This window comes from Collinsella sp. AF19-1LB (assembly GCF_003459655.1).
GTDB lineage: Bacteria > Actinomycetota > Coriobacteriia > Coriobacteriales > Coriobacteriaceae > Collinsella.
On the sequence record NZ_QRWO01000033.1, the window covers coordinates 1 to 26,523 of the forward strand.

Here is a 26,523-nt window from a genome sequence, read left to right on the forward strand (position 1 = left end):
GTTCAGGCTGTTGCGCTGAGATTGAAAATCAACCTGGAAGTTCATTTTTTGCGGGAAAAACGGTATATGAAAAATCTTTACCAACCACTCCAACCGCTGCTATCTGGGCGATATGTCAGTTTGGCGATGTGCCGAAGAAAAAACGTTTTACCAATGTTGAGCATCACACGGTCTGCACCGTTGCGTGCGGACCATATTTCCAAACCGATTGTTTTGGCTAGACGCGTCGCTTTGGGGTACCATAGCCCCACTATCAACTGCCGCTCAGCACGGCAGCCTTGATGAGCCCTTGCCCTTCTCCTGGGAATTATGATCGGGCATCAATCTGCTGAGTGGCCCGAATCCCAGGAGGGGACTCTATATGCAAAAGGAATACCTGTCCGCCGCGGCGGAGGTGCTCAGCGACCAAGGTGTCGATGAGAACCTCGGCCTGAGCAACGACGAGGCGTCTTCGCGCCTCGCCAAGACAGGCCCTAACAAGCTCGAGGAAGCTGAGAAGACGCCGCTGTGGAAGCGTTTCTTTGAACAGATGGCTGACCCTATGGTCATCATGCTGATCGTTGCCGCCGTCATCAGTGCGCTCACGGGCATGGTCAAGGGCGAGCCCGACTTTGCCGATGTTGCCATCATCATGTTCGTCGTTATCGTCAACTCGGTGCTGGGCGTGGTCCAGGAAGCCAAGAGCGAGGAGGCCCTCGAGGCCCTGCAGGAGATGAGTGCGGCGCAGTCCAAGGTGCTACGCGACGGCAAGCTCGTGCACCTGCCGAGCGCCGAGCTCGTGCCCGGTGACGTGATCATGCTCGAGGCGGGCGACTCCGTCCCGGCCGACTGCCGCGTGCTCGAGAGCGCCACGATGAAGATCGAGGAGGCCGCCCTTACCGGCGAGTCCGTGCCCGTCGAGAAGCATGCCAACGTGATCGAGCTCGCCGCCGGTACCGACGACGTGCCGCTCGGCGACCGCAAGAACATGTGCTACATGGGTTCCACCGTGGTATACGGCCGCGGCCGCGCCGTCGTGGTCGGCACCGGCATGAACACCGAGATGGGTAAGATCGCCGGCGCCCTGGCCGAGGCCAAGGAAGAGCTCACGCCGCTGCAGGTGAAGCTTGCCGAGCTCAGCCGCATCCTCACCATCATGGTTATCGTCATTTGCGTCGTCATTTTTGGCGTCGACATCATCCGCCACGGCGTGGGCAACGTTCTCACCGATCCGACCGCGCTGCTCGACACCTTTATGGTCGCTGTCTCGCTTGCCGTCGCCGCCATCCCCGAGGGCCTGGTTGCCGTCGTGACTATCGTGCTTTCGCTCGGCGTGACCAAGATGGCCAAGCGCCAAGCGATTATCCGTAAGCTTTCCGCCGTCGAGACCCTTGGCTGCACACAGACCATCTGCTCCGACAAGACCGGTACCCTCACCCAGAACAAGATGACCGTCGTCAAGCACGAGCTCGCTGCGCCTAAGGAGAAGTTCCTGGCAGGTATGGCGCTGTGCTCCGATGCTCAGTGGGACGAGGAGCTGGGCGAGGCCGTGGGCGAGCCGACCGAGTGCGCGCTCGTCAACGATGCCGGCAAGGCTGGTCTTACTGGCCTGACCGCCGAGCACCCGCGTGTGGGCGAGGCCCCGTTCGACTCCGGCCGCAAGATGATGTCCGTGGTCGTCGAGACCCTTGACGGCGAGTACGAGCAGTACACCAAGGGCGCGCCCGACGTGGTGATCGGCCTGTGTACCCATATCTACGAGGGCGATAAGGTTGTCCCCCTGACCGAGGGGCGTCGTGCCGAGCTCGTGGCCGCCAACAAGGCCATGGCCGACGAGGCCCTGCGCGTGCTGGCGCTGGCAAGCCGCACCTACACCGAGGTCCCGGCCGACTGCAGCCCCGCCGCGCTCGAGCACGACCTGGTCTTCTGCGGCCTGTCCGGCATGATTGACCCGGTCCGCCCCGAGGTCGCCGACGCCATCCGCGAGGCGCACGACGCCGGTATCCGCACCGTCATGATCACGGGCGACCACATCGACACCGCCGTGGCCATCGCCAAGCAGCTGGGCATCGTCGCCGATCGCAGCCAGGCCATCACCGGTGCCGACCTCGATCGCATGAGCGACGAGGAGCTCGACGCGCACATCGAGGATTACGGCGTGTACGCCCGCGTCCAGCCCGAGCACAAGACCCGCATCGTCGAGGCTTGGAAGTCGCGCGACCAGATCGTGGCCATGACGGGCGACGGCGTCAACGACGCTCCGTCCATCAAGCGCGCCGACATCGGCGTGGGCATGGGCATCACCGGTACCGATGTCACCAAGAACGTCGCCGACATGGTACTTGCCGATGACAACTTCGCTACCATCATCGGCGCCTGCGAAGAGGGTCGTCGCATCTACGACAACATCCGCAAGGTCATCCAGTTCCTGCTTTCGGCCAACCTTGCCGAGGTGTTCTCGGTGTTTATCGCCACGCTCATCGGCTTTACCATCTTCCAGCCGGTGCAGCTGCTGTGGGTGAACCTGGTCACTGACTGCTTCCCCGCGCTCGCGCTGGGCATGGAGGATGCCGAGGGCGACATCATGAAGCGTAAGCCACGCAACGCCAAGGACGGTGTCTTTGCCGGACATATGGGTCTGGACTGCGTGGTCCAGGGCCTAATCATCACCGCGCTGGTGCTGGCGAGCTTCTTTGTGGGCGTGTACTTTGACATGGGCTACATCCACATCGCCGATATGATCGCCGGCAATGCCGACGAGGAAGGCGTGATGATGGCGTTCATCACGCTCAACATGGTCGAAATTTTCCACTGCTTCAATATGCGCAGCCGTCGTGCGTCGCTGTTCACCATGAAGAAGCAAAACAAGTGGCTGTGGGCTTCCGCCGCGCTGGCGCTGGTGCTGACGGTGATCGTAACCGTGCAGCCGACGCTTGCCGAGATGTTCTTTGGCCCCGTGACGCTTGAGCTCAAGGGCGTTGTTGCTGCCCTGGGCCTGGCCTTCCTGATCATCCCGCTGATGGAGATCTACAAGGCGATCATGCGCGCGGTGGAGAAAGAGTAACGTACCTGTCCGGGCCCGCCCGCCTGCGGGGTTTCCACGGGTACGTCCTCGCCGCGTTGCGGCTGCGGGATGTGCCCTTTGGAAACCCCTCTCGGCGGGCGGGCCCTGCGGTGACGTTGCTGACTTTTCTCCCGTGTGGATGATAAAGGCTGAGGGAAAGTGTGTGAGTCGGTCGAGCATTTGCTCGGCCGACTCTTTTTTGTGGGAAAATACCTGCTCAGTTTTGATTTATGGTGCTGGGAGGCGCTTGTGGGCAAGGCTAAGGCTAAAGCGAAGAAAAAGACGACGGGGGCGCGGGCTAAGCGCGATCGTCGTCGGAAGCTCGCGACCGAGGCTCCCGCGTCTGCCGAGGAGCTGCTGGCGAGCGTGCCGGGACTCGACGCGCTGCAGGACGTTCCGGCGTTCGATGACCTGCCGGTCGATGAAGCTCAGCAGGCTGCCTTTGATGATTTCTGCGCACATGCCGAGGAGCCCGAGCAGATGCAGCTTGGCGCCGTGGTGCGCTTGGATCGTGGGTTTCCGCTGGTGGCGACTGCCGACGATACCTTCCGCGCCGAGCATGCCGTGGGATTTGCCAAGTCGCGCGGTGGGGACGAGGTCCTGCTGCCTGCCGTGGGCGATCGTGTGGCGGTGCGCCGCGCTCCCGGGCACGATATGGGCGTGATTGAATGCGTACTGCCGCGCCGTACGAGCTTTGAGCGTTGGCGCGGCCGTGCCCGCGGAGAGCGCCAGGTGCTCTGCTCCAACGTGGATAGCGTGCTAATCGTGCAGGCGCTCGGTGCCGGCGAGGTGCTGCTCGACCGTGTGGCGCGCTCGCTGGTGTTGGCGCTCGACTGCGATGCCGAGCCGGTGGTGGTGCTCACCAAGGCTGACCGCTGCGATGCCGGGGAGCTCGAGCGCGATCTGGACCGCGTGCGCCGTCTGGTGGGTCCGGACGTGTGCGTGATCTTGACGTCTTCTGCCGAGGGCCGCGGTCTGGACGAGGTCCGTGCCTGCGTGCCTGCCGGGAGCTGCGCCATGATTCTGGGCGAGTCGGGTGCCGGCAAGTCGACGCTGCTCAATGCACTGCTGGGCCACGATACGTTGGCGACCGGCGGTGTGCGCGAACGCGACGACCAGGGCCGTCACACTACCGTCGCGCGCGTGATGGTGGCGCTGCCGGGCGACGCCGGCGTGATCGCCGATGCCCCGGGTCTGCGCAGTTTGCCGCTCGTGGGTCACGAGCGGGGTCTGGCACGCGCCTTCCCCGAGATTGTCGAGGCATCGCGTGCGTGCCGGTTTGGCGACTGCACGCATACCCACGAACCGGGTTGCGCCGTTCGCGAGGCCGAGGACGCCGGGCAGATCGACAGCCTGCGTCTGGAAACTTTCCAAAATCTGGCGTCATCCATGCGCGTGAGCGCTCAAATGCTCGATCCCGATGTCCATCTGTAATTGATTTTTCCTATGACAGCCGTCTCCCAACTGTTCGGGAGACGGCTTTTTTGCTGCGGAAAAGCCTCGAAACATGCAGTTTGCTGACGTGCTGACCAAAACCTTGCCACGAGCTTGACGGGCTGGTCAGCTTTTGGTCAGCGATTGGTTTGACATCGAAAACCAAGATTGCGATTGCGCCGCTTTGCACTCTGGCCGCCCAGACAATGGTGGTACGGGCATTCGCCCGGCACTGCCATGAGAGGAGCGGCCGTGAACAAGAGCAAGCGCATCGCCATCAGTCTGGTCGCGGGCGTGCTCGCTGCTCTGCTCTGCATGGTTTACGGCTCGTCGATCCGCTCGCAAGCCGAACAGGTCCAGGCTGAGACCTTGGCCAAGTACGGTGGCGATCGCGTCGAGGTATGCGTCGCGGCGCGCGATATCGATGTGGGTGAGACCCTCGATGAGACCAATGTCATAACCCAGGAATGGCTGACGAGTCTGCTGCCGCGTGACGCGGCGACCGAGCTGCGCCAGGTGCGCGGCGACGTGACGACTTCGCGTATTCCCAAAAACGCCGTGATCTGCAATGTCTACACCAAGGCCGAGAGCCGCAAGCTCGAGGTGCCTAAGGGCAAGGTTGCCGTTTCGGTGGCGGTCGATGCCGAGCACTCGGTCGGCGGTGCCACGGGCGTGGGCAGCTACGTGGACGTGTACGTGCAAAAGGACGGCGTGACCGATCGGCTGTGCGGCGCGCACGTGATCGATACCAGTGAGGATTCCGGTGCCACGCGCGAGGGCAAGATCGAATGGGTGACGCTGGCGGCTGACCCCGAAGACGTCAAGGAACTGCTGGGAGCCTCGGGCAAGGGAACGGTCAGCTTGACGATTCCCGCCACGGCGCGCGGCAAAAAGAGCGGAGGCGACGAGTGATGAAGGCGATCTGGCTTGCGTGCTGCGCGTGCGGCGATTACGGGCTGTTGCAGCGGGAAGTCGAGGGCCGTGATGCGGGTGCACAGGTGCTTCGCGTGGGTGACCTGGACGGGCTGGTTTCCATGGCGCGGGCGTTTCCGTCGCGCCGCGGGGCTGCCATCATCGCGGCGTCTCTGTTTGATACCGAAGATGTGCGCAAGACTGTTGCGCGCCTGACGGCCGAAGGCCGCGTGAGTCGCGTGGTCGTGTTGATAGAAGCGCTCGATCCGTCGGATATCGAGGGGCTGTTTCGCGCGGGGGCGACCGAGGTCATCGCTGCACACAGTATATGCGGCAACGGGCGCGCGGGCGAGGGAGCGGTTGATTCCGATCGGCGCATGACGATTGAGCCCGATGCTTTTGTTGATAGGGAACCCGGGGCGCCTCGCGCTACAAGAGGCCCGCGTGTTGATGATTATGGAAAAGCGGAAGCCGAGCATGGTCGGCGCCCCCGGAACCCCCTTGTATGCGATGACGCTGGAGGGCCGGCGCAGCATGCTGGCGACTCCCCGGCTGTAGATATGGGATACGTGCACGGCGTGAATCTGGTGGATGAACTCGACGAAGTTGAGGGCTTTGCCGGGTGCGGCGAGTTGTCGCTAATGCAGCATGAGCAGATTGCGCAGAACGAGCCTGCCTCGCAGACCGAACAAGCTGCCATGCCGGCTTGGACGCAGCGTGTGGTTGCGGCGGGGGAGACGGGGGCGCTGCCACCGACGCCCGCCCCGCCGCCTCCGATGCCGCCGGCAGACGCTGCCGCTCCGCCGCATCGAGCTCCGGTCATCTGCGCTATTTCGGGTTCGGGCGGTTGCGGCAAGTCGACGATCGTTGCCACCATGGCACACACATCGTCGCTGTTGGGCTTGCGTGCCGCCGTGCTCGACCTGGACCTGATGTTTGGAAACCTTTACGACTTGTTAGGCGTCGATGCTCCGCGCGATATGGCGGCACTTATCGAGCCGTCGGCGGCGGGCACGCTCACCGAGCCGGATATCGTAGCCACATCGATGCGCGTGGCGCCGGGCGTTACGCTCTGGGGTCCCGTCGCGGCGCCCGAGCAAGCTGAGCTCATGGCGCGTCCGGTGGAGCTACTGCTTGATGTTCTGCGTCGCGAATCCGACGTGGTCTTTATCGATACCTCGGTCTTTTGGGGCGACGCCGTGGCGGCTGCGGTGGCGGCGAGCGACCGTTGCCTGGTCGTTGGCGATGCGGCGGTGTCGTCCGCGACATCGGCGTCGCGCGTCATCGAACTGGCAAGTCGAGTAGGTGTGCCGCGCACGCGCATGAGCGCCGTGTTCAACCGGTTCGGTGCGCGCGGGGCAGACGAGGACGTCGCCATGCGCTTTGAGATTGCCTGTGCGTTGAGCTCCAAGATTCGTATCGCCGATGGCGGGCAGGATCTCGCCGCGCTCATGGCGTTTGGACGCGCTGACGAGGCGGTGGGGCAGACCAGTGCTTTTGCGACTAGCATGCGCGAGGCCACGCGCGAGATGCTCGTGGAACTGGGGTGCGCCGTCGGCCCTTGGGGCGATATGGTCGCCGACCGTGCAACGCGTACCGAACGCCCGCGTATCCGCCTTCCCTGGTTGCGCGAGGGTGATCAGCGATGAGCCTGCAAACGAGGATTAAGGCTGCCGGCGCTGCAGCGGCGGCAGCGCCTGTAGATGCGGGGCGTCGCCGCGCGGTGAAACGACGCACCAAGCGCGCCGTGATGGACCGCATGGGTTACGACGAAGTGGCGCGTATCAGCGCCTATATCGACCCGGCACTTGCCCGCTCGGAATTGCGTCCTGCGGTGGAGGCGGCGCTCAATGTTGAGGAGCCGACCGATCTCGCGACGCCCGAGCGCGAAACCATCATCGACGAGATTTTGGATGACGTGGTGGGCTTGGGGCCGTTGCAGCCGCTCATCGAGGACGACACCGTTACCGAGATCATGATCAACGGCTGCCGCTCGGCTTTCTTTGAACGCGGCGGCGTCTTGTACCCCATCGAGCATGCGTTTGAGGATGATGAACAGATCCGTGTGCTTATCGACCGCATCATCTCGCCACTTGGCCGCCGTATCGACGAGCGCAGCCCCATCGTCAACGCCCGCCTCAAAACGGGCTATCGCGTCAACGCGGTGATTCCGCCTGTGGCGATTGACGGACCGATTCTCACCATCCGAAAGTTCTCGGACCGTATCTGCTCGCTGGACGAGCTTGTGGGGCTGGGGTCGCTGCCGCTTTGGTATGCGCAGCTGCTGTCGTGCGCGGTGTCGCTGCGACAGGACCTGGCGGTTGCGGGAGGCACGGGATCTGGTAAGACCACCCTGCTCAACGCGTTGTCATGTGAGATTTCCACCGGCGAGCGCATCGTGACGATCGAGGACTCTGCCGAGCTCAAGTTTGCGCATCATCCGCACGTGGTGCGCCTAGAGGCGCGCGAGGCTTCAATTGAGGGTGAAGGCGCGGTGACGATCCGCGACCTGGTAACTAATGCCCTGCGCATGCGCCCCGACCGCATCGTGGTGGGCGAGGTGCGCGGTGCCGAGTGCTGCGACATGTTGCAGGCCATGAACACGGGCCACGACGGGTCGCTCACCACACTTCATGCGGGTTCAGAACAGGAGACCGTGGTGCGTCTGACGTTGCTTGCACGTTATGGCATCGACCTGCCGAGTGAGCTCATCGAGGAGCAGATTGCCATGGCGCTCGACGGTATCGTGATGTCCGAGCGCCACGCCGATGGCAGGCGCTTCGTCTCCTCGTATTCGGGGGTGCGACGCGCCGCATCGGGCGGCGTAGAGCTCGAGCGCTATGTGACGTTCGATGCCGCCGAGCGCACCTGGACGCTTGACCGCGAGCCGCCGTTTATCGCAGAAGGCCTGCGGTCGGGGACGCTCACACAAGAGGAGGTGGACGAATGGAGATCGCTGTGCCCCTCGTCGTAGGGGGCTTGGCAGGGCTTTCTGTCGCGACGGCGTGCGGGGCGGAACCTCGTGTGCCGCAGGTACCGCCGGCGGAGCTGGCACGTCAGGCGCTCGAGACGGTGGCAGAGAAGCTGCCGCGTGAGCTGGTGAAAAACGATCTGCTGAAAAAGATCGCCCGTTCGTGGGCATCGCTGGCTCTGGCGCATCGCCTTGGCCTCGTGATCGAGGATGCTTCGGGATGTTTGGCGTTTCTGCTGCTATCGAGCGGTGTCTGCTGCGTTTTACTAACGATGGTGTCGTTATCGCCCCTCGGATTTGCCTTGGGACTTGTTGCTCCGTTTGCCGTTGGTGCCGCTCGGGATGGCTTTGAGAGCCGGCGCGAGCAACACGATGCAGAAGAGGCAATGCCCGAGGCGTTTACCGCACTTTCCATGTCGCTTGCCTCGGGACATTCGCTGGCCCAGGGCATGCGCTTTGTGGGCGCTCATGCGCAAGAGCCAGTGCATAACGAGTTTTTGCGGGTGGCGGCGGCGATCGATTGCGGCATCTCGGCGACCGACGCGCTCGATGACTTGCTCGTGCGTATCGACGCCCCCGGTCTTTCGCTTGTGACCTTGGCGCTTAAGGTGTCTCAGCGCACCGGCGCTCCGCTTGCCGACTTACTGTCCGAGGCGTCGAGCATGGTGGGGGAGCGCATTGAGCTCAAGCGCCGCCTGGATGTTAAGACGTCGCAGGCTCGCATGTCTGCGCATATGGTCGCGGCGATGCCGGCGGGCATGTGCGCGGTGTTGGCGCTGCTTTCGGCAGATTTTCGTCGCGGTCTTGCGACGCCTGCCGGCGCGGGCGCTGTGGTGCTGGGTCTTGCCCTCAACGCCGTTGCCCTGGTGGTTATCCGGCGCATTATGCGGGTGGAGCTATGAGCGCCTCGGTTGCAGTTGCGGCTTGCCTGTGCGCCCTGAGTGTATTTGTCGCGACGGGTTTTGATCGGGCGGATGCACGCAAGATCGCAGGGGCCTGCAAGCGCGAGGCGGTGCTGGTCGCTGCCGCTGGTCGCTCGGTGGTCGATGCTCTGACCGCGCGAGTGAAGGGCGCGGTTGGAGCGGGCGGCCCGGCGCGAGTGTCGCTCGGCGAAGTGTCCGAGATGATCGATGTTGTGCGCTTGGGTCTTTCGGCCGGTCTTTCGTTTGATGCGGCGCTTGAGATTTTCTGCGCCAACCGCCGGTCAGTGCTGGCTCTTCGCCTTGAGCGCGCCTGCATGGCGTGGCAGGTGGGCGTGGGCACGCGTGAGGACGAGTTGTTGGCCGCCGCGCGCGATCTGGACGTGCGAGCGCTCGAGACCTTTGCCATCACGGTGGGGCAGGCGCTCGCCCTGGGTGCCCCACTTGCCGAGACGCTGGCCGCTCAAAGTCGCGAGATCCGTGCGGCTCATCGCGCCGCGGTCGAGCGCGAGATCGAGCGTGCGCCCGTCAAGCTGTTGATTCCCACCGGCACGCTCATCTTGCCGGCGTTGCTTCTGTCCATATTGGGCCCGCTGCTGGGAGCAGGCGGGATGATGTAGGGAGGAATACATGAACACGATGGTCGAAGTTGCTGACAAGGCTTGGAGCTGGGCTTTTTGCCGGGCGATTCACACTCGCCAGCATGCCAAGGAGCTGTTGCAGGAGGAGAGCGCGCAGGGTACCACCGAGTACGCCATTTTAGTGGGCGTACTTGTGGTGATCGCGATTATTGCCATCGTTGCATTTAAAGGCAAGGTTAAAGAGCTATGGGATGCGATCAGCGAGGGCATCAACAGCCTGTAGAGGGCGAGCGCCCCATCGGGGTGCTGCTGGTGTTTGCTTGCCTGACCGTGGCGATAGCGGTGGTGCTTTGGGGGCTTAACGCCGCGCGGCAGCAGCGTCCTGGGACCGCCTCCGATTTGGGCTCAGATTCGGCGGTGGCGTCTCAAAAAGATGAGATGCGAGATGCGGACGATTCGGATGTCGCTGTCACGGCGCAAACCTTTCTGCGGGCGCTCGACAAGCGGTCTGGCACTGCGACGGATTCGCCTGAGGGCAACGCGATTGCGGTCCGGCTTGCATGGTCCGAGGACCGACCGATGACCGAAGCGGCAGCGGATATGCTGCGTGCCTATCGCGAGGTACCCACGGCACAACTTGCTCTGAGCGGCTATCTCGATATCAAGGGCAACGTGTGGGGCGCTATCGTGCGCGACGGACGCGGCTGGGTCGATATGGTGACGGTTGCCGCGGATACTGGCGATGCTTCGTGTCGTCTGCGCGCCGTGCGCCTGAGCCCGCAGGCAACGGACTCAAAGGAGGGATCGTGAAATGCATGATGTCCTGCGTGAGGAATCTGCCCAGGCGACGGTCGAATACGCCATCGTCACGGTGGCGCTGTTATCGATCGTGCTGGCGATTGCGGGGCTTTGGCGTGCTGGCACCGATGGGCGCTTGGCGGCGCTGGTCGAGCGGGCGGCGTCTCACGGCGTCACCTCGACATCGGTTGTCGACGCTGCTGCGGGTGCTGAGGACATCGCGCTGTATTGATATCGCGCGCGAGGACCGGGCGCAGTCTACGGTCGAGGCCGCTTTTTTGCTGCCGACGTTTCTGACGCTCATCCTTCTCGCACTGCAACCGGCGTGTCTGCTCTATACGCGCGCGGTCATGGAGTCTGCCGCCGCCGAGACCGCGCGGCTCATGACCACGACGACGGCGGAGGACGACGATCTTAAGGAGTTCACCCGCCGCCGACTTGCCGCAGTGCCCAACGTTTCGATCTTTCATGCCGGCGGGCCGTTGTCGTGGGATATCGAGCTTGGCCGGGTCGGTGCGGGTGGCGCCTCGTCCGTGTCCGTTTCCGGCGAGGTCAAGCCGTTGCCTGTGATCGGTGCGTTTGCGCAGGCTATGGGTGGTACCGCCGAGGGCGGCTACGTTGAGCTCAAGGTCGATGTCTCGTATCAATCGCGTCCCGAATGGCTGGAGGGAGATTATGATTCGTGGATTGCTGCATGGGATTAAGCGTTTCTGGTCTAGACGCGTTTTGACGCACCGTCCGAGCTGCCATCGCAAGCGAGGCGGCTTTATGGGTCGAGCCGGTGTCGATCTGTTTATCGAAGACGGCGCCTATACCACGCTTTCTTCTGCCGTGGTCATCCTAGTGGTGCTCACATTGTTGTTTTCGTCGACCGCGGCGATATGGAGCATGTCGCGTGCCGGGGACACCCAGGTGGCGGCCGATAGCGGCGCGCTGGCGGGTGCCAACGTAGTGTCGTCCTATCACACGGCTGCCACGGTGGTTGATGCGAGTATCTTGAGTCTGGGGCTGGCGGGGTTTGCCACGATCGGGACGGGCCTGGTCGCCATCCTCATCCCGGGTGCCGAGCCGGTTGCCGGCAATATGGTCGACACCGGGATCGAGATCATTAAAACGCGCAACAAGTTTGCCAAAAGCGCATCGGAAGGCTTACAGAAAATCGAGACGGCTCTGCCGTATCTGATCGCCGCGCGTGCCACGCAGGCGGTGTCGGCGCAGGATACCGATAGTGTGACCTATACCGGTACGGCGCTTGCCGTGCCCAGGACATCCGAGTCGGACTTTGCTGCGCTCAAAGGGTCAGAGATCTCGACCGATACCATTAAAGACACATCAGATGATTTAGAGCGTGCGGCCGAGGAGCTGCGGAAGGCCTCGGAGGAGACGGCGAAGGCAAAGGAGCGCGCTTGGCTGGCGGATTGTGGTGGGTCTGACAAGGGCTCGGTCGGCAGCTGTTCTTGCATGTGGGAGCGTGCGAAAAGCCTAACGGATCTCTCCGGTGTTCAAAATCCGCATTACTCATCGAGCGTTACGTGGGAGCCCCAAGTTGCCCTTGATCGCGCGAAGGACTACTACCATTGGCGTCTGACAAATGAGAAGCCCCGCGGCTCGAGTGTCGAGATGAAGGCAGAGTCTGCGGCGCGTAAGGCGTTTTATACCTATGCGAACGCGGAGGTCGATCGGGCATATATAACCGAGAACGGAGACAGGGTTTCCTCCTATATTCCGCTGCTGCCGCGCAACTCTGATGAGGTTCGGGCGACGGAACTCTATACCGATGCGGTGTGGCCGACTAGCGTAAACGATGACAAGGCGTATCTGCATTACGGGACGACCTGCCCCAACTATAAGAAAGGGACGCCGAGCGGATTTGCTTCGGTTGCCGATTACGATGGACAGGATAAATGCAGCAAATGCCATTTTGGCGTTTTGTCGCTTGGTGCTGTTGCGGCGCCTTCAACCTCTATCGAAAACGGCTTCGAGTATCACTTTGACAAGTTTAAAGACGCCCTGGAGGACTACGTCGACTGTCGCAACAAGGAGCTCGAGCTCGAGCGTCAGACCGAGGACGAAGCCGACCGTGCGGGCAATGCGTTCGATACCGCCATCAAAGAACTTTCCGGTGAGCGTCCGCGTATCGCTCCGCCCGGTCGCAACGGCGTGGTTGCCTTTGCGGTTTCGGGTGCCATCTCGAGCCCCGATGAGCTCAACTCTTCGTTTAACACGGCAGTCAGGCTTGGCGATCGCGGTGCCATCTCTGCCGCGGTGCTGGCGCCCGATGGGGCGACGGCGCAAAACAACGTGCTTTCGCGATTTTTCTCGACATTGAAGGAACGCTCGGGTGGCGTTGCCGGCGTACTCGATGGCGTCATGGATGTCTGGGGACGGCTGCTTGTGGGATACGGAGACATCCAAGGTTCGGCCGACGAACTTATGGACGAGATGATTAAAGGCCTAGGAGGGGGCAGCGGCGCGTTGGGCTCCATCGCATCGTGGCTCGGCGATACCGTTTCGGCGTCCGTGGCGGCGTTGGGTCTGGAGCCGTGCGACTTGCGCCTGCGAAAGCCGGTGCTGACCGATTCCGCCAACGTCATTAAGAGTCCGGGGTCTGACATTGCTGGTTTCTCTCAAGCGCAAGACAAGCTGCGAAGTATTCCGTTGGGCGTGACCGATCCCAAGGCGCTTTGCGAGGCGTTGGAATATCAAGTCGAACGCACCATTAGCGGCACGGTGTTCACGCTTGCGGAGATTCCTCTGCCCGGCGGCGGCTCCATCCCGCTCACCGTCGATGTCGCCACGCTGGTTGGCGCTCTGGGCGGTGGGTCGTAATGAGTATCCGCATGCGTCTGCGCGAGGAGCGCGCCCAAGCGACGGTGGAGATGGCAGTGGTTACGCCCGTTTTGCTGGTGCTGGCACTCATCGTGTACAACGTCATGATCTTTGCCAGCGCTGTCGCGCGCTTCGACCGCGTGGTGCCCGACATCGTGTTGGCGCACGCCGTGGCGTCGGAGGGGGAGGGCGACGAAAGCTCTGCCGATGCCTCGGCGACGGTTCAGACTCAAATTCTGAATGCCATGGAAGGCTATGGCTTGCAGATCGAAGTGTCGAGCGAGCAAGGCGCGGAGGCATCGGATGGTGGCCTGCTCTCCCTATCCGGTACGTTTAGGACCTACACCTGCACCATGCACTATGAGCCGTGGCCGACTTCTCTCAGCATCGCTGGCGTTACGCTGGGGGCGCCGACAACGTTGTCGCACGAGCGCGCGGTGACGGTCGATCCATGGCGTCCGGGGGTGGTCATGTGACCGCGGTCTCGTCCTACATCGCGTACGCGCGGGCGCTCAACAGGCTGGGTTGGACGCCGGCCGAGTTTGTGGTGGCGGAGTCGTTTGCCGTGCGCCTGCGCGGCATGCTGGGACGGTGTCCGGTTGCCGCCAACGGTCTGCCGCTCGTCATGGCGTTTCCACGCTGCTCTTCGGTCCATACGTGTTTTATGGCCTATCCCATCGACATCGCCTTCATCGATCGCGACGGCAATATCCTCGCGCGCTACGAAAGCGTTCGTCCTTGGCGCACGTGCTCCTGCCCCGGCGCCTGGGCCGTACTAGAGCGTCCTTCAATCATTGTTTCGATCCCTGCTCTCCAACGCGTGCCGGCTTAAGAATTGGCGACAGCGGACTTTCGTCATACGAAATTGGGTAAGATGGAGGAGAAGATGCATGGATGTTGAGATCCATCCCAACGCTAAAAAGCACCTGACGGAAAAGCAGGTGCTTAGCGCTTGGCTTGCGGTTACTGAGTGCATTCGTCGCGAGTCGAAGGACGAGCCGCCGAGATGGCTTGCGATTGGATGGCTCCCAGACGGACGAAGCGTGGAGCTTGTCGCGGTCGAGCTTGTCCGTGGGTGGCTTATCATTCATGCCTTGTCTCCAGTCCAGAAGAAATTTTGGCAGGAGATTGAACAGGCTCGGCAAAGGGGTCGATGATGGGCAAGACGTATACGGCCGCTAATGGTCAGGTTGTAACGGATGAAATGATTGACGCGTGGTGCGAGTCGTACGAGCGCGGAGAGTTTCCGGATGGCGAACACACCGTTGGTGGGATCGTGCATGGACGGCCCCCACTCTCAGGTGAGGGGACGGCAACGCTGTCAGTCAAGATTCCTCTGGGAATGAAGGAGGCCATTCGTCGACGGGCGGCTGCCGAGGGGATGACGCCAAGTGAGTTTGCCCGTGCGGCTCTGAGCGAAAAACTTCTTGCTGCCGGCTGATGTCTCTGACGTGCCGATTTATAGAACCGAGGCTGTGCTCAAAAACTTTTTTAAAATTCTCGGTTGACCGGAACGCGTCCTTGGTTATACTAATCAAGCCTTGAAACAAGGCACACCTCAAATGGCTGGGTAGCTCAGTTGGTAGAGCAGAGGACTGAAAATCCTCGTGTCAGGGGTTCGATTCCCTTCCCCGCCACCTTGAATTGACTAGGACCTCTGCAAAGGGGTCCTTTTCTTTTATGCAGCCCCCACATGGAATCGAACCCCGTGAGGGCGCGGAGCTGAGTAAACGCGTAAGCGTTTGCCAGCGCAGCTCGCAAGGCGCGTAAGCGCCGCAGCGGTCCGTCCGCGCAGCGCGCGGACGCGATTCCCTTCCCCGCCACCTTGAATTGACTAGGACCTCTGCAAAGGGGTCCTTTTCTTTTATGTAGGGTTCTGCGGAAAATGCGCCCCATTATTGAGCGATAGAACGGGACACACTTTCCGGTGCCTGCCTCCGGCGCGCGTACACACCTCGTCGCACCATTCCGAGCCCGCCCGCCCCAGACATTCCTCCCACTTTCGCGTCACTTTACAGACCGTTCGGTCGCCTGTCCGCACACGCGGGTATACTCAAAACGATACTTATCCTATGCAATACGATGCGGGTTCGACCTGCATGATCCGAAGGGGGCAGTGATGGAGAGGATACTCGGCGTTAATCTCTCTGGCTGGTTTATTCCCGAGCCTTGGGTGACCCCGTCGCTGTATGCGGCGACCGGTGCATCCAACGCGGCCGAGCTACAGGAGGCCATGGGTACCGCCGCCTATAACGAGCGCATGCGCCGCCATTACGAGACGTTTGTGAGCGAGGACGATTTTCGTCGCATGGCGCAGATCGGTCTCAATGCCGTGCGTCTGCCGGTGCCTTGGTATGCCTTTGGCTCACAGGAGTCCGATGCCTCCTACATATCGGTTGTCGATTACATCGACCGCGCGATTGAGTGGGCTGCCAAGTACGACATCCGCGTGCTGCTCGATCTGGCAACCGTGCCCGGTGGCCAGGGCGATTCCAACGATTCGCCCACCACGCCGGAGGCTGTTGCCGAGTGGCATTCGTCCACTAACGGCCGCCATGTCGCACTCGACGTGCTCGAGCGCTTGGCCGATCGCTATGGCGAGGCCGAGAGCCTGCTGGGCATTGAGCTGCTGGACACGCCGCAGATGAGCGTTCGCAAGAGCCTCTTCACCATGACGGATGGCATTCCCGCTCATTACCTGCGCAATTTCTATCGCGATGCCTACGAGCTCGTCCGTTCGTATATGCCCGAGGATAAGATCGTCGTCTTCTCGTCGTCGGGGCATCCCAGCGAGTGGAAGCATTTTATGCGCGGCGCCAAGTACAAGAACGTCTACATGGACCTTCACCTGTACCATTACCGCGACGAGTATGCGCTCGACATCACGAGCCCCCGCGGGCTGACGACGGCGATTTCGCGTAACAAGCGCGAGCTTAAAGAAGCGATTTCGACTGGGTTCCCCGTGCTGGTGGGCGAATGGTCGGGCGCGGCGATCTTTGCCAACTCGTCGGTTACGCCCGAGGGCCGCAACGCCTACGAGCGCGTGTTTATCGCCAACCAGCTGGCTTCGTTTGCGCCGGCTGCCGGTTGGTTCTTCCAAACGTGGAAGACCGAGAAGCGCATTGCAGCATGGGACGCCCGCGCGGCGCTCGGTACGCTCGAGCGCGGCATGATTGAATAGGTTGATATGACGCAAAACAGCGCCCATACGGGCAAACTCTATGTGGTCGGCACGCCCATCGGCAACCTGGGTGACCTGTCCCCGCGCGTTGGCGAGGCCTTTGCCGCTGCCGATGTCATCTGCTGCGAAGACACGCGTGTGACGTCAAAGCTGCTGATGCACCTGGGCATTTCCAAGCCGCTTGTCCGTTGCGACGAGAATGTGATCGCTAGCCGCGCTGCCGGCCTGGTCGACCGTCTGCTGGCGGGGGAGACCCTCGCCTTTGCCTCGGACGCCGGCATGCCGAGCGTGTCCGATCCCGGCCAGGCGCTGGTCGAGGCGGCGCGTGAGGCCGATGTGCCCGTCGAAGTTATTCCCGGGCCTTCTGCTTGCGTCACGGCGCTCGTTTCGTCCGGTATTCCCTGCGAGCATTTTTTCTTCGAGGGCTTTTTGGGCCGAAAGCACGGCGACCGCGTGCGCCGTTTGCAGCGCCTTGCCGTGGTGCCCGGCGCACTCATCTTCTACGAGTCTCCACATCGCATCGTGGCGACGCTCGAGGCCGTGACGGAGGTCTTTCCCCAGCGTGAGGCTGCCGTCTGCCGCGAACTCACCAAGCTGCACGAGGAGGTCTTGCGCGGGCCCGCTGCCCAGCTTGCCGAGGAGCTGCGTGCTCGCGGCGAGGTAAAGGGCGAGATCGCGCTGGTCATCGCGCCGCCGAGCGAGGATGAGGAGGTCGGTATCGTGCCGGTCGGCGCTGCGGCAGCGGATCCCGACGAGGCCCTGCGCGAGGATATCCGCGCCGCGCTCGAGGAGGGGGAGCCCGCGTCTGCGGTGGCCAAGCGCCTGTCTCAGAAGTATTCGCGCCGCAAGCGCGATGTCTATGCCATGGTGCTCGATATGCAATAGATGGAGGATATCCAGCCCTTGCGCTAGAATCATCCTCTGTATGCAACGTTTTTCTGGAGGACAAACCCCATGGATCAAAGCAAGCCTTCGTTCTTTATCACGACGCCCATCTACTACGTCAACGCCGATCCGCACCTGGGCACGGCTTATTCCACCATCATCGCCGACGTTCAGGCTCGCTATCGCCGTTCCGCCGGCTATAACGTCAAGTTCCTGACCGGCATGGACGAGCACGGCGAGAAGGTCGCCGAGGCCGCAGCCAAGCATGGCATGACGCCGCAGGAGTGGACCGATAGCCAGGCCCCGCACTTCAAGGAGCTTTGGAGCAAGCTCGAGATCTCCAACGACGACTTCATCCGCACCACCGAGCCGCGCCAGCATCATGCCGTGCAGTATCTGTGGGAGCGCATGAAGGAGTCCGGTTACCTGTATAAGGGCAGCTACGACGGTTGGTATTGCGTGCCCGACGAGACCTACTTTACCGATACGCAGGTCCAGAAGGGCGACGAGGAGTACGGCAGCGTCGGCCAGCATCTATGCCCCGACTGCCACCGTCCGCTTGAGCGCGTGCAGGAGGAGTCCTACTTCTTTAAGCTTTCCGCCTTCCAGGACAAGCTTCTCAAGCTCTATGACGAGCACCCCGACTTTGTCGAGCCTGCGTTCCGCATGAACGAGGTACGTAGCTTTGTCGAGGGCGGCCTTAACGACCTTTCCGTGAGCCGCACGAGCTTTGACTGGGGCATTCAGGTCCCGTTTGACGAGGGTCACGTGACCTACGTGTGGTTCGATGCGCTGCTCAACTATATGACGGCCGTCGGCTACGGTGTCGACACCGACGAGGCGCGTGCCGAGCTGGCCTATCGCTGGCCCGCGCAGTTCCACATCGTGGGTAAGGACATCATCCGCTTCCACTGCGTCATTTGGCCCGCCATGCTCATGGCCATCGGCGAGGCCCTGCCCGAGCACGTCTTTGCCCACGGCTTCCTGACCGTGCGCAATGCCGAGACAGGCAAGGCCGAGAAGATGTCCAAGAGCCGCGGTAACGCCATCGCTCCGCAGGACGTTATCGACATGCTGGGCGTCGAGGGCTATCGCTACTACTTCATGACCGACGTCGTTCCCGGTACCGACGGCGCCATCAGCTTCGATCGCATGGAGCAGGTCTACAACGCCGATCTGGCCAACAGCTGGGGCAACCTCATTTCGCGCTCGCTCAACATGAGCGCAAAGTACTTTGACGGCTGCGCCCCGGCTAAACCGGCGTCTGCCGACGCGTTCGATAACCCGCTGGCAAAGATTGCCGACGGTTTGGTCGAGCGCTACATGGCCAAGATGGACATGCTCGATTACGGCGGAGCCAAGGATGAGGTCATGGAGCTCATCCATGCCGCCAACCACTACATCGAGGACTCCGAGCCCTGGGCGCTTGCCAAGGACGAGGCCAAGGCTGACGAGCTGGCATTTGTGATTTACAACCTGCTCGAGGCCATCCGCATCGCCGCCCACCTGCTGATGCCGCTCATGCCCCAGACTTCTGTCGAGGCTCTGCGCCGCCTGTCCTGTGAGGGCGAGGCCGCGAGCGACGACCTCAAGGGCATTTGCGCTTGGGGCCTGCTTGCTGGTGGTCAGCCCGTCGAGAAGGGCGATCCGCTGTTCCCGCGTCTGGCGTAGAGACTTCGCGAGCGCCATATCGGCAATTTGCTGTTTAGATGTAAGGGCATGGCCGCAACGGTCCATGCCCTTTCGTTTCAAGACGCCGCCATCATGCTAAGGAGGCAACTATGACAACTTCGCCTTTGGCAAACCCCACGGCCACCAGGGAGCTGCTGGAGGAGTTTGGCCTTGCGACCAAGCATCGCCTGGGCCAGAACTTTCTAATCGACAATCATGTGATCGAGCGTATCTGCGAGCTTGCCGAGCTTGCAGGTGACGAGCGCGTACTCGAGGTGGGTCCGGGTTGCGGTACTTTGACACTTGCGTTGCTGCAGGAAGCGGCGTGCGTTACGTCCATTGAGGCCGATCCTGAGCTCGAACCGGTGCTCGACGCCCACGCCGCCGACTATGCCAACTTCCGCTTTATCATGGGCGACGCGCTCAAGGTGACGCCGGGGCAGATTGAGCAGGCTGCGGGCGGTGAGCCGACGGTATTTGTCGCGAACTTGCCCTATAACGTGGCGGCGACGATCATTTTGCAATTTTTCCAGACGATGCCGGCGCTCAAGCGCGCCGTCGTCATGGTGCAAAAGGAGGTTGCCGATCGCATTGCCGCAGTGCCGGGCAACAAGACCTATGGCGGCTATACGGCAAAGCTTGGCCTGTATGCGCAGGTAACGGGTCGCTTTGAGGTGCCGCCGCGTTGCTTTATGCCGGCGCCACACGTGGACTCGGCCGTCGTGCGCATCGACCGTGTTGACGGTGTGGTGCCCGAAGGACTCGATCGCGAATTTGTGGCCCGCGTGATTGACGCTGCATTTGCTCAGCGTCGCAAGACCATCCGCAATTCCATGAGCGCCAACGGCTTTGCCAAGGACGTGCTCGATGCCGCCTTTGAGGCTTGCGGTATCGCATCCACCACGCGCGCCGAGACGCTCGGCGTCGCCGACTTTGTGTGCCTGGCTCGGGAGCTTTCCCATGACGCTTAATGCCGAACGCGTGACGTTTACCAAGAAAAAGAAGACGGTTGCTTGTCCCGTACCCTTGGCACCGCTTGCCGACACGCATGCGCATCTGCTTTCGTTCTGGGGCAAGGATGTGCCCGAGACACTCGTGCGTGCCAAGGCGGCAGGCATCGACCTGTTGGTGACGGTCTTCGACCCCATCGCCGACAAGCGCAGCGTGACGGACTATAGCGACTGGCTCGTGCGCGAAATTCTGCCGATGCAGGATATCCCGCAGATCAAGTATCTTGCCGGCGTGCATCCGTATGGCGCGCCGGACTATACCGACGACATTCACGCGCAGGTTGTTGCTGCGCTTGATGACCCTTTGTGCGCCGGTATTGGCGAGATCGGTCTGGACTACCACATGGATTACGACGACGACATCGCGCCGGCGCCCCACAGCGTGCAGATTGACTGCATGGCACGCCAGCTCGAGCTTGCCGTGTGCCGTAACGTGCCGGTGGAGCTGCATCTGCGTCACGAAGACATGGACCAGGAGCGTACCTCGCACGTGGACGCCTACAACGTGCTTCGTGAGGTGGGCGTGCCCCAGGCCGGTTGTGTGCTGCACTGTTTTGGCGAGGACCGCGCCACGATGGAGCGCTTTGTGGAGCTGGGCTGCTATATCGCCTATGGTGGTGCGGCCACCTTTAAGCGCAACGACGACGTGCGCGAGGCATTTGCGGCAACCCCACTCGATCGAATTTTGTTCGAGACGGATTGCCCGTATATGGCTCCGGAGCCCATCCGCGGTCTTGAATGCGAGCCCGCAATGATCTCCATTACGGCAAACGCGCTGGTTAACGACCGTGTCGATCGCACTGGTGAGGACGCCGAAACAATCGCGCATGCCGCTTGGGAAAATGCCTGCAAACTTTTTCAAAAATAGTTCTTGCGTTCGCGGTGGCGCTCCGTTATTCTAATTCCTGCACGCGGGCGTGGCGGAATTGGCAGACGCGTACGGTTCAGGTCCGTATGGGGGCAACCCCATGAAGGTTCAAGTCCTTTCGCCCGCACCATTAAATGAAAGAGCTCCCAGCAATGGGGGCTTTTTTGTTATGGGCCCATCGCGGGGACTTGAACCTGCGAAGGAGCGAGCGTAAAGAAAACGCGGAGCGTTTTTAGCGAGTTGACGAGTCCGCCGGCAGGCGGTCGAAGCCGGTGCGGATCCACGAAGCGGATACGCGGACGTCCTTTCGCCCGCACCATTGATTGAAAGAGCTCCCAGCAATGGGAGCTTTTTTGTTATGCACGATCTCCTTGGACGGGTATCCTAATGCCAACGTGTGCCTATCAGAGGAGAGACCATGCTATTTTCCGGTATCATCGCCGCCCTTACCAGCCTTTTGATTCCCATCATCATCCTGTTGTTGCTGCTCCCCAACGCCTGCTACGTCGTTGAGCAGCAGCACGCCGTAATCATCGAGCGCTTGGGTAAGTTCAATCGTATCGTCAACGCGGGCTTCCACGTGAAGGTGCCCGTGATTGACCGCAAGGCCGCCACGGTGAGTCTGCGCACCATGAAAAATGGTTTTGGCATCGACGTTAAGACCCAGGACAATGTGACCATTGGCCTTGAGGTCTCTGCTCAGTACCACGTGAGCTATGACATGGGTGCTGGCCCGGCGGATTCGGGCATCTACAAGAGCTACTACATGCTGCAGGAGCCCGTCGACCAGATGCGCGACTTCATCACCGACGCCCTGCGCTCCTCCATCCCCGTCTACACGCTCGATGAGGTCTTTGCCAAGAAGGATGACATCGCCAAAGATGTCAACGCTACTGTTTCCGAGCAGATGGCCGCCTACGGCTTCACCCTCGTGTCGACGCTCATCACCAAAATCGCACTGCCGACCGAGGTTGAGAACTCCATGAACGACATCAACGCTGCCCAGCGCAAGCGCGCTGCCGCGCAGGAGCTCGCCGAGGCCGACCGCATCAAGCGCGTCACCGAGGCGACCGCCGAGGCCGAGGCTATGGAAAAGGCGGGCGAGGGCATCGCCAACCAGCGCAAGGCCATCGCGCTGGGTATCAAAGATTCGCTCGAGATCATCCAGGAGACGGGTGTCGGCAATGACGAGGCCAACCAACTGTTCATGTTTACGCAGTGGTCCGAGATGATGACGGAGTTCGCTCGCACGGGTAAAACCTCGACGGTCGTGCTGCCGAGCGACTTTTCGCAGTCGGCCTCGATGTTCGAGCAGATGCTGGCCGCCGGCAAAGTTCAAAACGATTCGAAGGAGTAGGCGCGCGTGAAATACACCGTCGTTTGCGTCGGTAAGCTCAAGGAGCGCTTTTGGAAGGACGCGTGCGCTGAGTACACCAAGCGCCTAGGTGCCTATGCCAAGGTGGATATCCGCGAGGTGGCCGATATCGACCCGGCTAAGGCGGGCGGCGTGGATGCCGCGCGCGACAAGGAGGGGGCGGCGATTCTTGCCGCCTTGCCATCTCGAGCGCATGTGATCCTGCTGGCTATCGAGGGCAAGGAGCGCTCGAGCGAGGAGCTCTCGGCGAGGCTCGACGATCTTATGCTGCGAGGCAGCAGCGACATTGCCTTTGTAATCGGCGGTTCGGACGGCGTGAGTGATGAGGTGCGCGCCCGCGCCGACGAGATGCTCAGCTTTGGACGCATTACCTTGCCGCATAACCTGGCGCGTGTGGTGCTGCTAGAGCAGATTTACCGTGCCTGCAAGATCAGTCGTGGCGAGCCGTATCACAAATAGGTCGGCAATACGAAACAATGGCGTGGGACAATACCTTTCGTTTTGAGGAATGTGTCTGAAAGGACTATGTGATATGAAGATTGGATTTGTCGGTTTTGGCAATATGGCGAGCGCTATGGCAGATGGCTGGATCGCTGCCGGTGTAGCTGCGAGCGATATGTGCGCCTGTGCGGGTCGCTACGACGCGCTGGTTGAGCGCTGTGAGGTGCGTGGGATGGCCGCTTGCCACGATGCCGCCGAGGTTGTCGCCGCATCCGATATCGTGGTCGCTGCGGTCAAGCCGTACATGATCGAGAAGGTATTTGCCCCGCTCAAGGATGCTCTTGCCAAAAAGGTCGTTCTGTCGGTTGCCTGGACTTGGGACAGTGCCAAGTGGGAGCAGGTCCTGCCGGGCGTCGCGCATATCTCGACGGTGCCCAACACGCCGGTTTCGGTGGGCGAGGGTGTCATCGCCTGCGAGAAGTCCTCTACGCTCAACGGCGAGCAGCGTGCTGTTGTGCTCGACCTGCTCGGTAAGCTTGGCGCTGTCGTCGAGCTCGATACGAGCCTGCTGTTTGTGGGCGGCACCGTGGGCGGTTGCGCTCCGGCATTCGTCGCCATGGCGATCGAGGCCCTGGGCGATGCGGCGGTCAAGCACGGTATCCCGCGTGCCGATGCCTATCGCATTGTGAGCCAGATGGTGCTGGGTACGGCAAAGCTGCAGCTCGCAACCGGTCAGCATCCTGCAGCGATGAAGGATGCCGTGTGCTCGCCCGGCGGTGCCACCATCAAGGGCGTCGTTGCGCTCGAGGACGCCGGCATGCGCAGCGCCCTAGTCAAGGCAATCGACGCAACCCTCCAGTAAACCGACCAAAAAGGGACAGGTTTATGTTGGCAGGTTTTTCCTGCGGTTTTGTCCTTTTAGCGAAAAGCGCCCCGCAACTGGTTCAATTCCAGTTGCGGGGCGCTTGCGTTTGCCCAGAGAAAACCGACCAAAATAAACCTGTCCCTTTTTGGCAGGTTAGTCCCAGAAGCTGTCTTCTTCGTCCTCGGACTTGGGGCCGCGGTCGACATACATCTTATGGGTGCGCTTCTCCATTACAAAGGCAAGAATCGCAAACAGCAGGATGCCGCCGGCGAAAAGGATGGCAAAACCGGTGCGGGTGCCAAACAAAAAGGAAAAAACTGCGTCCATTGGGTGCCTTCTTGCGTAGTTGAGTTGGGTCGTAAACGCTCATAAGTATATACTTGCCCATACATGTACAAGGTTGCAACCTAAATGGAATGTATATCGCCGGAGGATCTAATGCTTGATATCAAGTTTGTTCGCGAGAACCCCGATGCCATCGATGTCGCCATGGCTAACCGCCAGACGTCTTGGGATCGCGAGAAGTTCTTTGAGCTCGACGACGAGCGTCGTGCCGTCATCACCGAGGTCGAGGAACTTCAAGCCACGCGCAACGCCGAGTCCAAGAAGATCGGCGCCCTGATGAAGGAGGGCAAGAAGGACGAGGCCGAGGCCGCCAAGGAGGCCGTGCGCGCCGTCAACGAGAAGATTGACGGTCTGGCCGAGCGCCGTACTGCTCTCGAGCAGGAGCAGTACGACTTCATGGCTCACCTGCCCAACATTCCTTGCGAGGCCACGCCGTACGGCAAGGACGAGGACGAGAACATCGAGCGCCGTCGTTGGGGCACCCCGCGCGAGTTCGACTTCGACTTTAAGCCGCACTGGGATCTGGGTACCGACCTCGACATCCTCGACTTCGAGCGCGGCAACAAGCTCTCCGGCAGCCGTTTCACCGTTCTCGGTGGCGCCGGCGCCCGTCTGGAGCGCGCCCTCATCAACTTCTTCCTCGATACGCACACCAGTCGTGGCTTTAAGGAGTGGTGGCCGCCCATCGTCGTCAAGCGTCAGACCATGTTCGGCACGGGCCAGCTGCCCAAGTTTGAGGACGACGCCTATCACGTCTCGGGCGACAACTTCCTGATCCCCACCGCCGAGGTCGTGCTCACCAACCTGCACGCCGGTGAGGTCCTCGACGCCGATACCCTGCCGCGCCGCTACACCGCCTTCACCCCCTGCTTCCGCGAGGAGGCCGGCTCCGCTGGTCGCGATACCCGCGGCATCATTCGCCAGCACGAGTTCGACAAGGTCGAGATGGTCAAGTTTGCCAAGCCGGAGGAGTCCGACGAGGAGCTCGAGAGCATGACCGCCGAGGCCGAGTTCCTGCTGCAGCAGCTGGGTCTTCCGTATCGCGTGATTAGCCTGTGCACCGGCGACCTGGGCTTCTCCGCCCGTCAGACCTACGACGTCGAGGTCTGGCTGCCGAGCTACAACGCCTACAAGGAGATCAGCTCCTGCTCCAACTGCGGTGACTTCCAGGCCCGTCGCGCCAACATCAAGTATCGCGACCCCGAGAACTTCAAGGGTTCGCGCTATCTGCACACCCTCAACGGTTCCGGTCTGCCGGCTGGCCGTACCATGGCAGCCATTCTGGAGAACTACCAGAACGCTGACGGCACCATCACGATCCCCGAGGTTCTGCGTCCCTACATGGGCGGCCTCGAGAAGATCGAGCCGGTCGCGTAGATTGGCTGCATAAGCGATTTGCTAGGGCACTCCTTTTTGGGGTGCCCTTTTTGTGTGCGGCCATACCATGCTGTGCGGACAGCTCAATAGAAAACACACGAACAACTGTTCTGTATACAGCCATCTACCTGCTATGCTTTTGCTAAATAAGAGCGAGAGAAAGGGGACGCGATGGAGCTGTTTGATGATCGGGTGGTTTTGTTTGAGAGCGACGAGGGCGGGGAGTACCTGCTTGTGACGTGTGAGCCGTCTGGCATGGGTGGCCTGGTGGTTCGACAGACGAGCGAGGGGCCGTTGACGCAATGGTGCTACGAGGAGTCGCCTCATGTGGTTGAGGCGTTTGTGGCGCACGAGGGGCTTGTGGCCCTAGAGCATTTCTATGGGGTCCAGACATCTAATCAGGTTGCTCGCATGTTGAGCATCTCGTTTGCCGATTATGATTGTGCCCAGCGGGTGAGATCGCTCCTGAGGGAACTTGATGCTAAGTTTGACGTGATCGAAAAGCCAATCGATCGTACGGGGAATGGCGGTATATGCGGAGCAGCATGACAAGACTGCGTTCCACAAAAAAGTTTGAAATTGTGCTTGACTCCAATAAGCTAAAGTGGTTTTATATGTCTTGCGCTGCGGCGTTACCTCAGCTGGATAGAGGGTCTGACTACGAATCAGAACGTCATAGGTTCGAATCCTATACGCCGCACCAATTGACTTTAAAGCTCCCGGCAACGGGGGCTTTTCTTATATGGGAGCATTGCGGAGATTCGAACCTCGGTCGAGGCGCGGGCGTCAAGAAAACGCGGAGCGTTTTTAGCCCGCGGGCGAGTCCGCCGGCAGGCGGGCGAAGCCGGTGCGGATCCGCGAAGCGGATGCGCGGAATCCTATACGCCGCACCAATTGAAATTGAAAGCCTCCGGCAACGGGGGCTTTTCTTTTATGGCAACACCGCATGGATTCGAACCTCGGTCGAGGCACGAACAACTTAATGGTTGATTTTCAATCTCAGCGCAACAGCCTGAA

The 26,523-nt window shown here is 61.3% G+C and carries 28 protein-coding genes and 3 tRNA genes; 30 read left to right on the forward strand and 1 reads right to left on the reverse strand.

The genetic code is table 11. The features are described from left to right. The 27 genes from DWX39_RS11265 to proC all read left to right on the forward strand — a co-directional run. Positions 1-221: hypothetical protein (locus tag DWX39_RS11265; protein ID WP_233512211.1), on the forward strand; the 221-nt coding region annotated here is incomplete at its 5' end. A gap of 140 nt (positions 222-361) precedes the next feature. Then, the gene (locus tag DWX39_RS09370) at positions 362-3,043 is read left to right on the forward strand and encodes a cation-translocating P-type ATPase (protein ID WP_117759577.1); all 2,682 of its coding nucleotides are present in this window, start codon (positions 362-364) and stop codon (positions 3,041-3,043) included. Positions 3,044-3,523: 480 nt separating this feature from the next. Further along, complete coding sequence (gene rsgA, locus DWX39_RS09375; protein WP_199411487.1) at positions 3,524-4,477, forward strand: ribosome small subunit-dependent GTPase A; 954 nt, start codon at positions 3,524-3,526, stop codon at positions 4,475-4,477. Positions 4,478-4,729: 252 nt separating this feature from the next. Continuing rightward, positions 4,730-5,389: a Flp pilus assembly protein CpaB gene (gene cpaB, locus DWX39_RS09380; protein ID WP_233503148.1), complete on the forward strand. Its 660-nt coding sequence runs from the start codon at positions 4,730-4,732 to the stop codon at positions 5,387-5,389. Then, positions 5,389-7,038 carry a P-loop NTPase gene (locus DWX39_RS09385; protein WP_117759579.1) on the forward strand — a complete coding sequence of 550 codons (1,650 nt, stop codon included), beginning with the start codon at positions 5,389-5,391 and terminating at the stop codon, positions 7,036-7,038. Before cpaB ends, DWX39_RS09385 begins: the two co-directional genes overlap by 1 nt. Beyond that, complete coding sequence (locus DWX39_RS09390; RefSeq protein ID WP_006235095.1) at positions 7,035-8,363, forward strand: CpaF family protein; 1,329 nt, start codon at positions 7,035-7,037, stop codon at positions 8,361-8,363. Before DWX39_RS09385 ends, DWX39_RS09390 begins: the two co-directional genes overlap by 4 nt. Then, positions 8,336-9,262, forward strand: coding sequence for a type II secretion system F family protein (locus DWX39_RS09395; protein ID WP_117759581.1), 927 nt, complete (start codon positions 8,336-8,338; stop codon positions 9,260-9,262). The genes DWX39_RS09390 and DWX39_RS09395 overlap by 28 nt, the downstream gene beginning before the upstream one ends. Then, complete coding sequence (locus DWX39_RS09400; RefSeq protein ID WP_117759583.1) at positions 9,259-9,900, forward strand: type II secretion system F family protein; 642 nt, start codon at positions 9,259-9,261, stop codon at positions 9,898-9,900. Before DWX39_RS09395 ends, DWX39_RS09400 begins: the two co-directional genes overlap by 4 nt. 10 nt (positions 9,901-9,910) lie before the next feature. Continuing rightward, entirely contained in the window at positions 9,911-10,144 is a 234-nt protein-coding gene (locus DWX39_RS09405; RefSeq protein WP_117583818.1) for a hypothetical protein, read from the forward strand. Then, positions 10,108-10,671 (forward strand): hypothetical protein, encoded by a 564-nt coding sequence (locus DWX39_RS09410; protein ID WP_147336391.1) that lies wholly within the window; start codon positions 10,108-10,110, stop codon positions 10,669-10,671. Before DWX39_RS09405 ends, DWX39_RS09410 begins: the two co-directional genes overlap by 37 nt. A gap of 1 nt (position 10,672) precedes the next feature. Then, a complete protein-coding gene (locus tag DWX39_RS10940; protein WP_147336392.1) occupies positions 10,673-10,891 on the forward strand; it encodes a hypothetical protein in 219 nt (72 codons plus the stop codon). Next, on the forward strand, positions 10,866-11,363 hold the full coding sequence (locus DWX39_RS09415; protein WP_233505636.1) for a TadE/TadG family type IV pilus assembly protein: 498 nt from the start codon (positions 10,866-10,868) through the stop codon (positions 11,361-11,363). The genes DWX39_RS10940 and DWX39_RS09415 overlap by 26 nt, the downstream gene beginning before the upstream one ends. A 64-nt stretch (positions 11,364-11,427) precedes the next feature. Then, the gene (locus DWX39_RS09420) at positions 11,428-13,488 is read left to right on the forward strand and encodes a hypothetical protein (RefSeq protein ID WP_117759587.1); all 2,061 of its coding nucleotides are present in this window, start codon (positions 11,428-11,430) and stop codon (positions 13,486-13,488) included. After that, positions 13,488-13,964, forward strand: coding sequence for a TadE/TadG family type IV pilus assembly protein (locus DWX39_RS09425; protein WP_117759589.1), 477 nt, complete (start codon positions 13,488-13,490; stop codon positions 13,962-13,964). Before DWX39_RS09420 ends, DWX39_RS09425 begins: the two co-directional genes overlap by 1 nt. After that, positions 13,961-14,320, forward strand: coding sequence for a DUF192 domain-containing protein (locus DWX39_RS09430; protein WP_233508931.1), 360 nt, complete (start codon positions 13,961-13,963; stop codon positions 14,318-14,320). Before DWX39_RS09425 ends, DWX39_RS09430 begins: the two co-directional genes overlap by 4 nt. Positions 14,321-14,378: 58 nt before the next feature. Beyond that, complete coding sequence (locus tag DWX39_RS09435) at positions 14,379-14,645, forward strand: hypothetical protein (protein WP_117736226.1); 267 nt, start codon at positions 14,379-14,381, stop codon at positions 14,643-14,645. After that, positions 14,645-14,929: a ribbon-helix-helix domain-containing protein gene (locus tag DWX39_RS09440; RefSeq protein WP_035137167.1), complete on the forward strand. Its 285-nt coding sequence runs from the start codon at positions 14,645-14,647 to the stop codon at positions 14,927-14,929. Before DWX39_RS09435 ends, DWX39_RS09440 begins: the two co-directional genes overlap by 1 nt. 123 nt (positions 14,930-15,052) lie before the next feature. Beyond that, a tRNA-Phe gene (locus DWX39_RS09445) sits at positions 15,053-15,125 on the forward strand. 482 nt (positions 15,126-15,607) lie between these two features. Continuing rightward, entirely contained in the window at positions 15,608-16,669 is a 1,062-nt protein-coding gene (locus DWX39_RS09450) for a glycoside hydrolase family 5 protein (RefSeq protein ID WP_055309641.1), read from the forward strand. Between the two features lie 6 nt (positions 16,670-16,675). Then, positions 16,676-17,554, forward strand: a complete 879-nt coding sequence (gene rsmI / locus DWX39_RS09455) for a 16S rRNA (cytidine(1402)-2'-O)-methyltransferase (RefSeq protein WP_117759593.1) — start codon at positions 16,676-16,678, stop codon at positions 17,552-17,554. Between the two features lie 69 nt (positions 17,555-17,623). Beyond that, positions 17,624-19,225 carry a methionine--tRNA ligase gene (metG, locus tag DWX39_RS09460; protein ID WP_117563697.1) on the forward strand — a complete coding sequence of 534 codons (1,602 nt, stop codon included), beginning with the start codon at positions 17,624-17,626 and terminating at the stop codon, positions 19,223-19,225. Positions 19,226-19,335: 110 nt separating this feature from the next. Next, positions 19,336-20,196, forward strand: coding sequence for a 16S rRNA (adenine(1518)-N(6)/adenine(1519)-N(6))-dimethyltransferase RsmA (rsmA, locus tag DWX39_RS09465; RefSeq protein ID WP_117759595.1), 861 nt, complete (start codon positions 19,336-19,338; stop codon positions 20,194-20,196). Continuing rightward, positions 20,186-21,103, forward strand: a complete 918-nt coding sequence (locus DWX39_RS09470; protein WP_117759597.1) for a TatD family hydrolase — start codon at positions 20,186-20,188, stop codon at positions 21,101-21,103. The genes rsmA and DWX39_RS09470 overlap by 11 nt, the downstream gene beginning before the upstream one ends. Before the next feature lie 43 nt (positions 21,104-21,146). After that, a tRNA-Leu gene (locus DWX39_RS09475) sits at positions 21,147-21,233 on the forward strand. A gap of 288 nt (positions 21,234-21,521) precedes the next feature. Then, entirely contained in the window at positions 21,522-22,460 is a 939-nt protein-coding gene (locus DWX39_RS09480; RefSeq protein WP_055250521.1) for an SPFH domain-containing protein, read from the forward strand. Positions 22,461-22,466: 6 nt separating this feature from the next. Next, positions 22,467-22,937 (forward strand): 23S rRNA (pseudouridine(1915)-N(3))-methyltransferase RlmH, encoded by a 471-nt coding sequence (gene rlmH / locus DWX39_RS09485; RefSeq protein WP_035136824.1) that lies wholly within the window; start codon positions 22,467-22,469, stop codon positions 22,935-22,937. Positions 22,938-23,010: 73 nt separating this feature from the next. Then, on the forward strand, positions 23,011-23,781 hold the full coding sequence (gene proC / locus DWX39_RS09490; protein WP_117759599.1) for a pyrroline-5-carboxylate reductase: 771 nt from the start codon (positions 23,011-23,013) through the stop codon (positions 23,779-23,781). Between the two features lie 156 nt (positions 23,782-23,937). Here the strand turns inward: proC and DWX39_RS11145 are convergent, their stop codons facing one another. Next, entirely contained in the window at positions 23,938-24,111 is a 174-nt protein-coding gene (locus tag DWX39_RS11145; protein ID WP_006235069.1) for a DUF6724 family protein, read from the reverse strand. A gap of 111 nt (positions 24,112-24,222) precedes the next feature. On the opposite strand from DWX39_RS11145, the gene serS reads away from it, so the two are divergent. The 3 genes from serS (at position 24,223) to DWX39_RS09505 (ending at position 26,209) form a co-directional block, all read left to right on the forward strand. Next, complete coding sequence (gene serS, locus DWX39_RS09495; RefSeq protein WP_117637377.1) at positions 24,223-25,506, forward strand: serine--tRNA ligase; 1,284 nt, start codon at positions 24,223-24,225, stop codon at positions 25,504-25,506. 171 nt (positions 25,507-25,677) lie between these two features. Then, positions 25,678-26,055: a hypothetical protein gene (locus DWX39_RS09500; RefSeq protein WP_117759601.1), complete on the forward strand. Its 378-nt coding sequence runs from the start codon at positions 25,678-25,680 to the stop codon at positions 26,053-26,055. A gap of 77 nt (positions 26,056-26,132) precedes the next feature. Beyond that, positions 26,133-26,209, forward strand: a tRNA-Arg gene (locus DWX39_RS09505). Positions 26,210-26,523 lie beyond the last annotated feature (314 nt).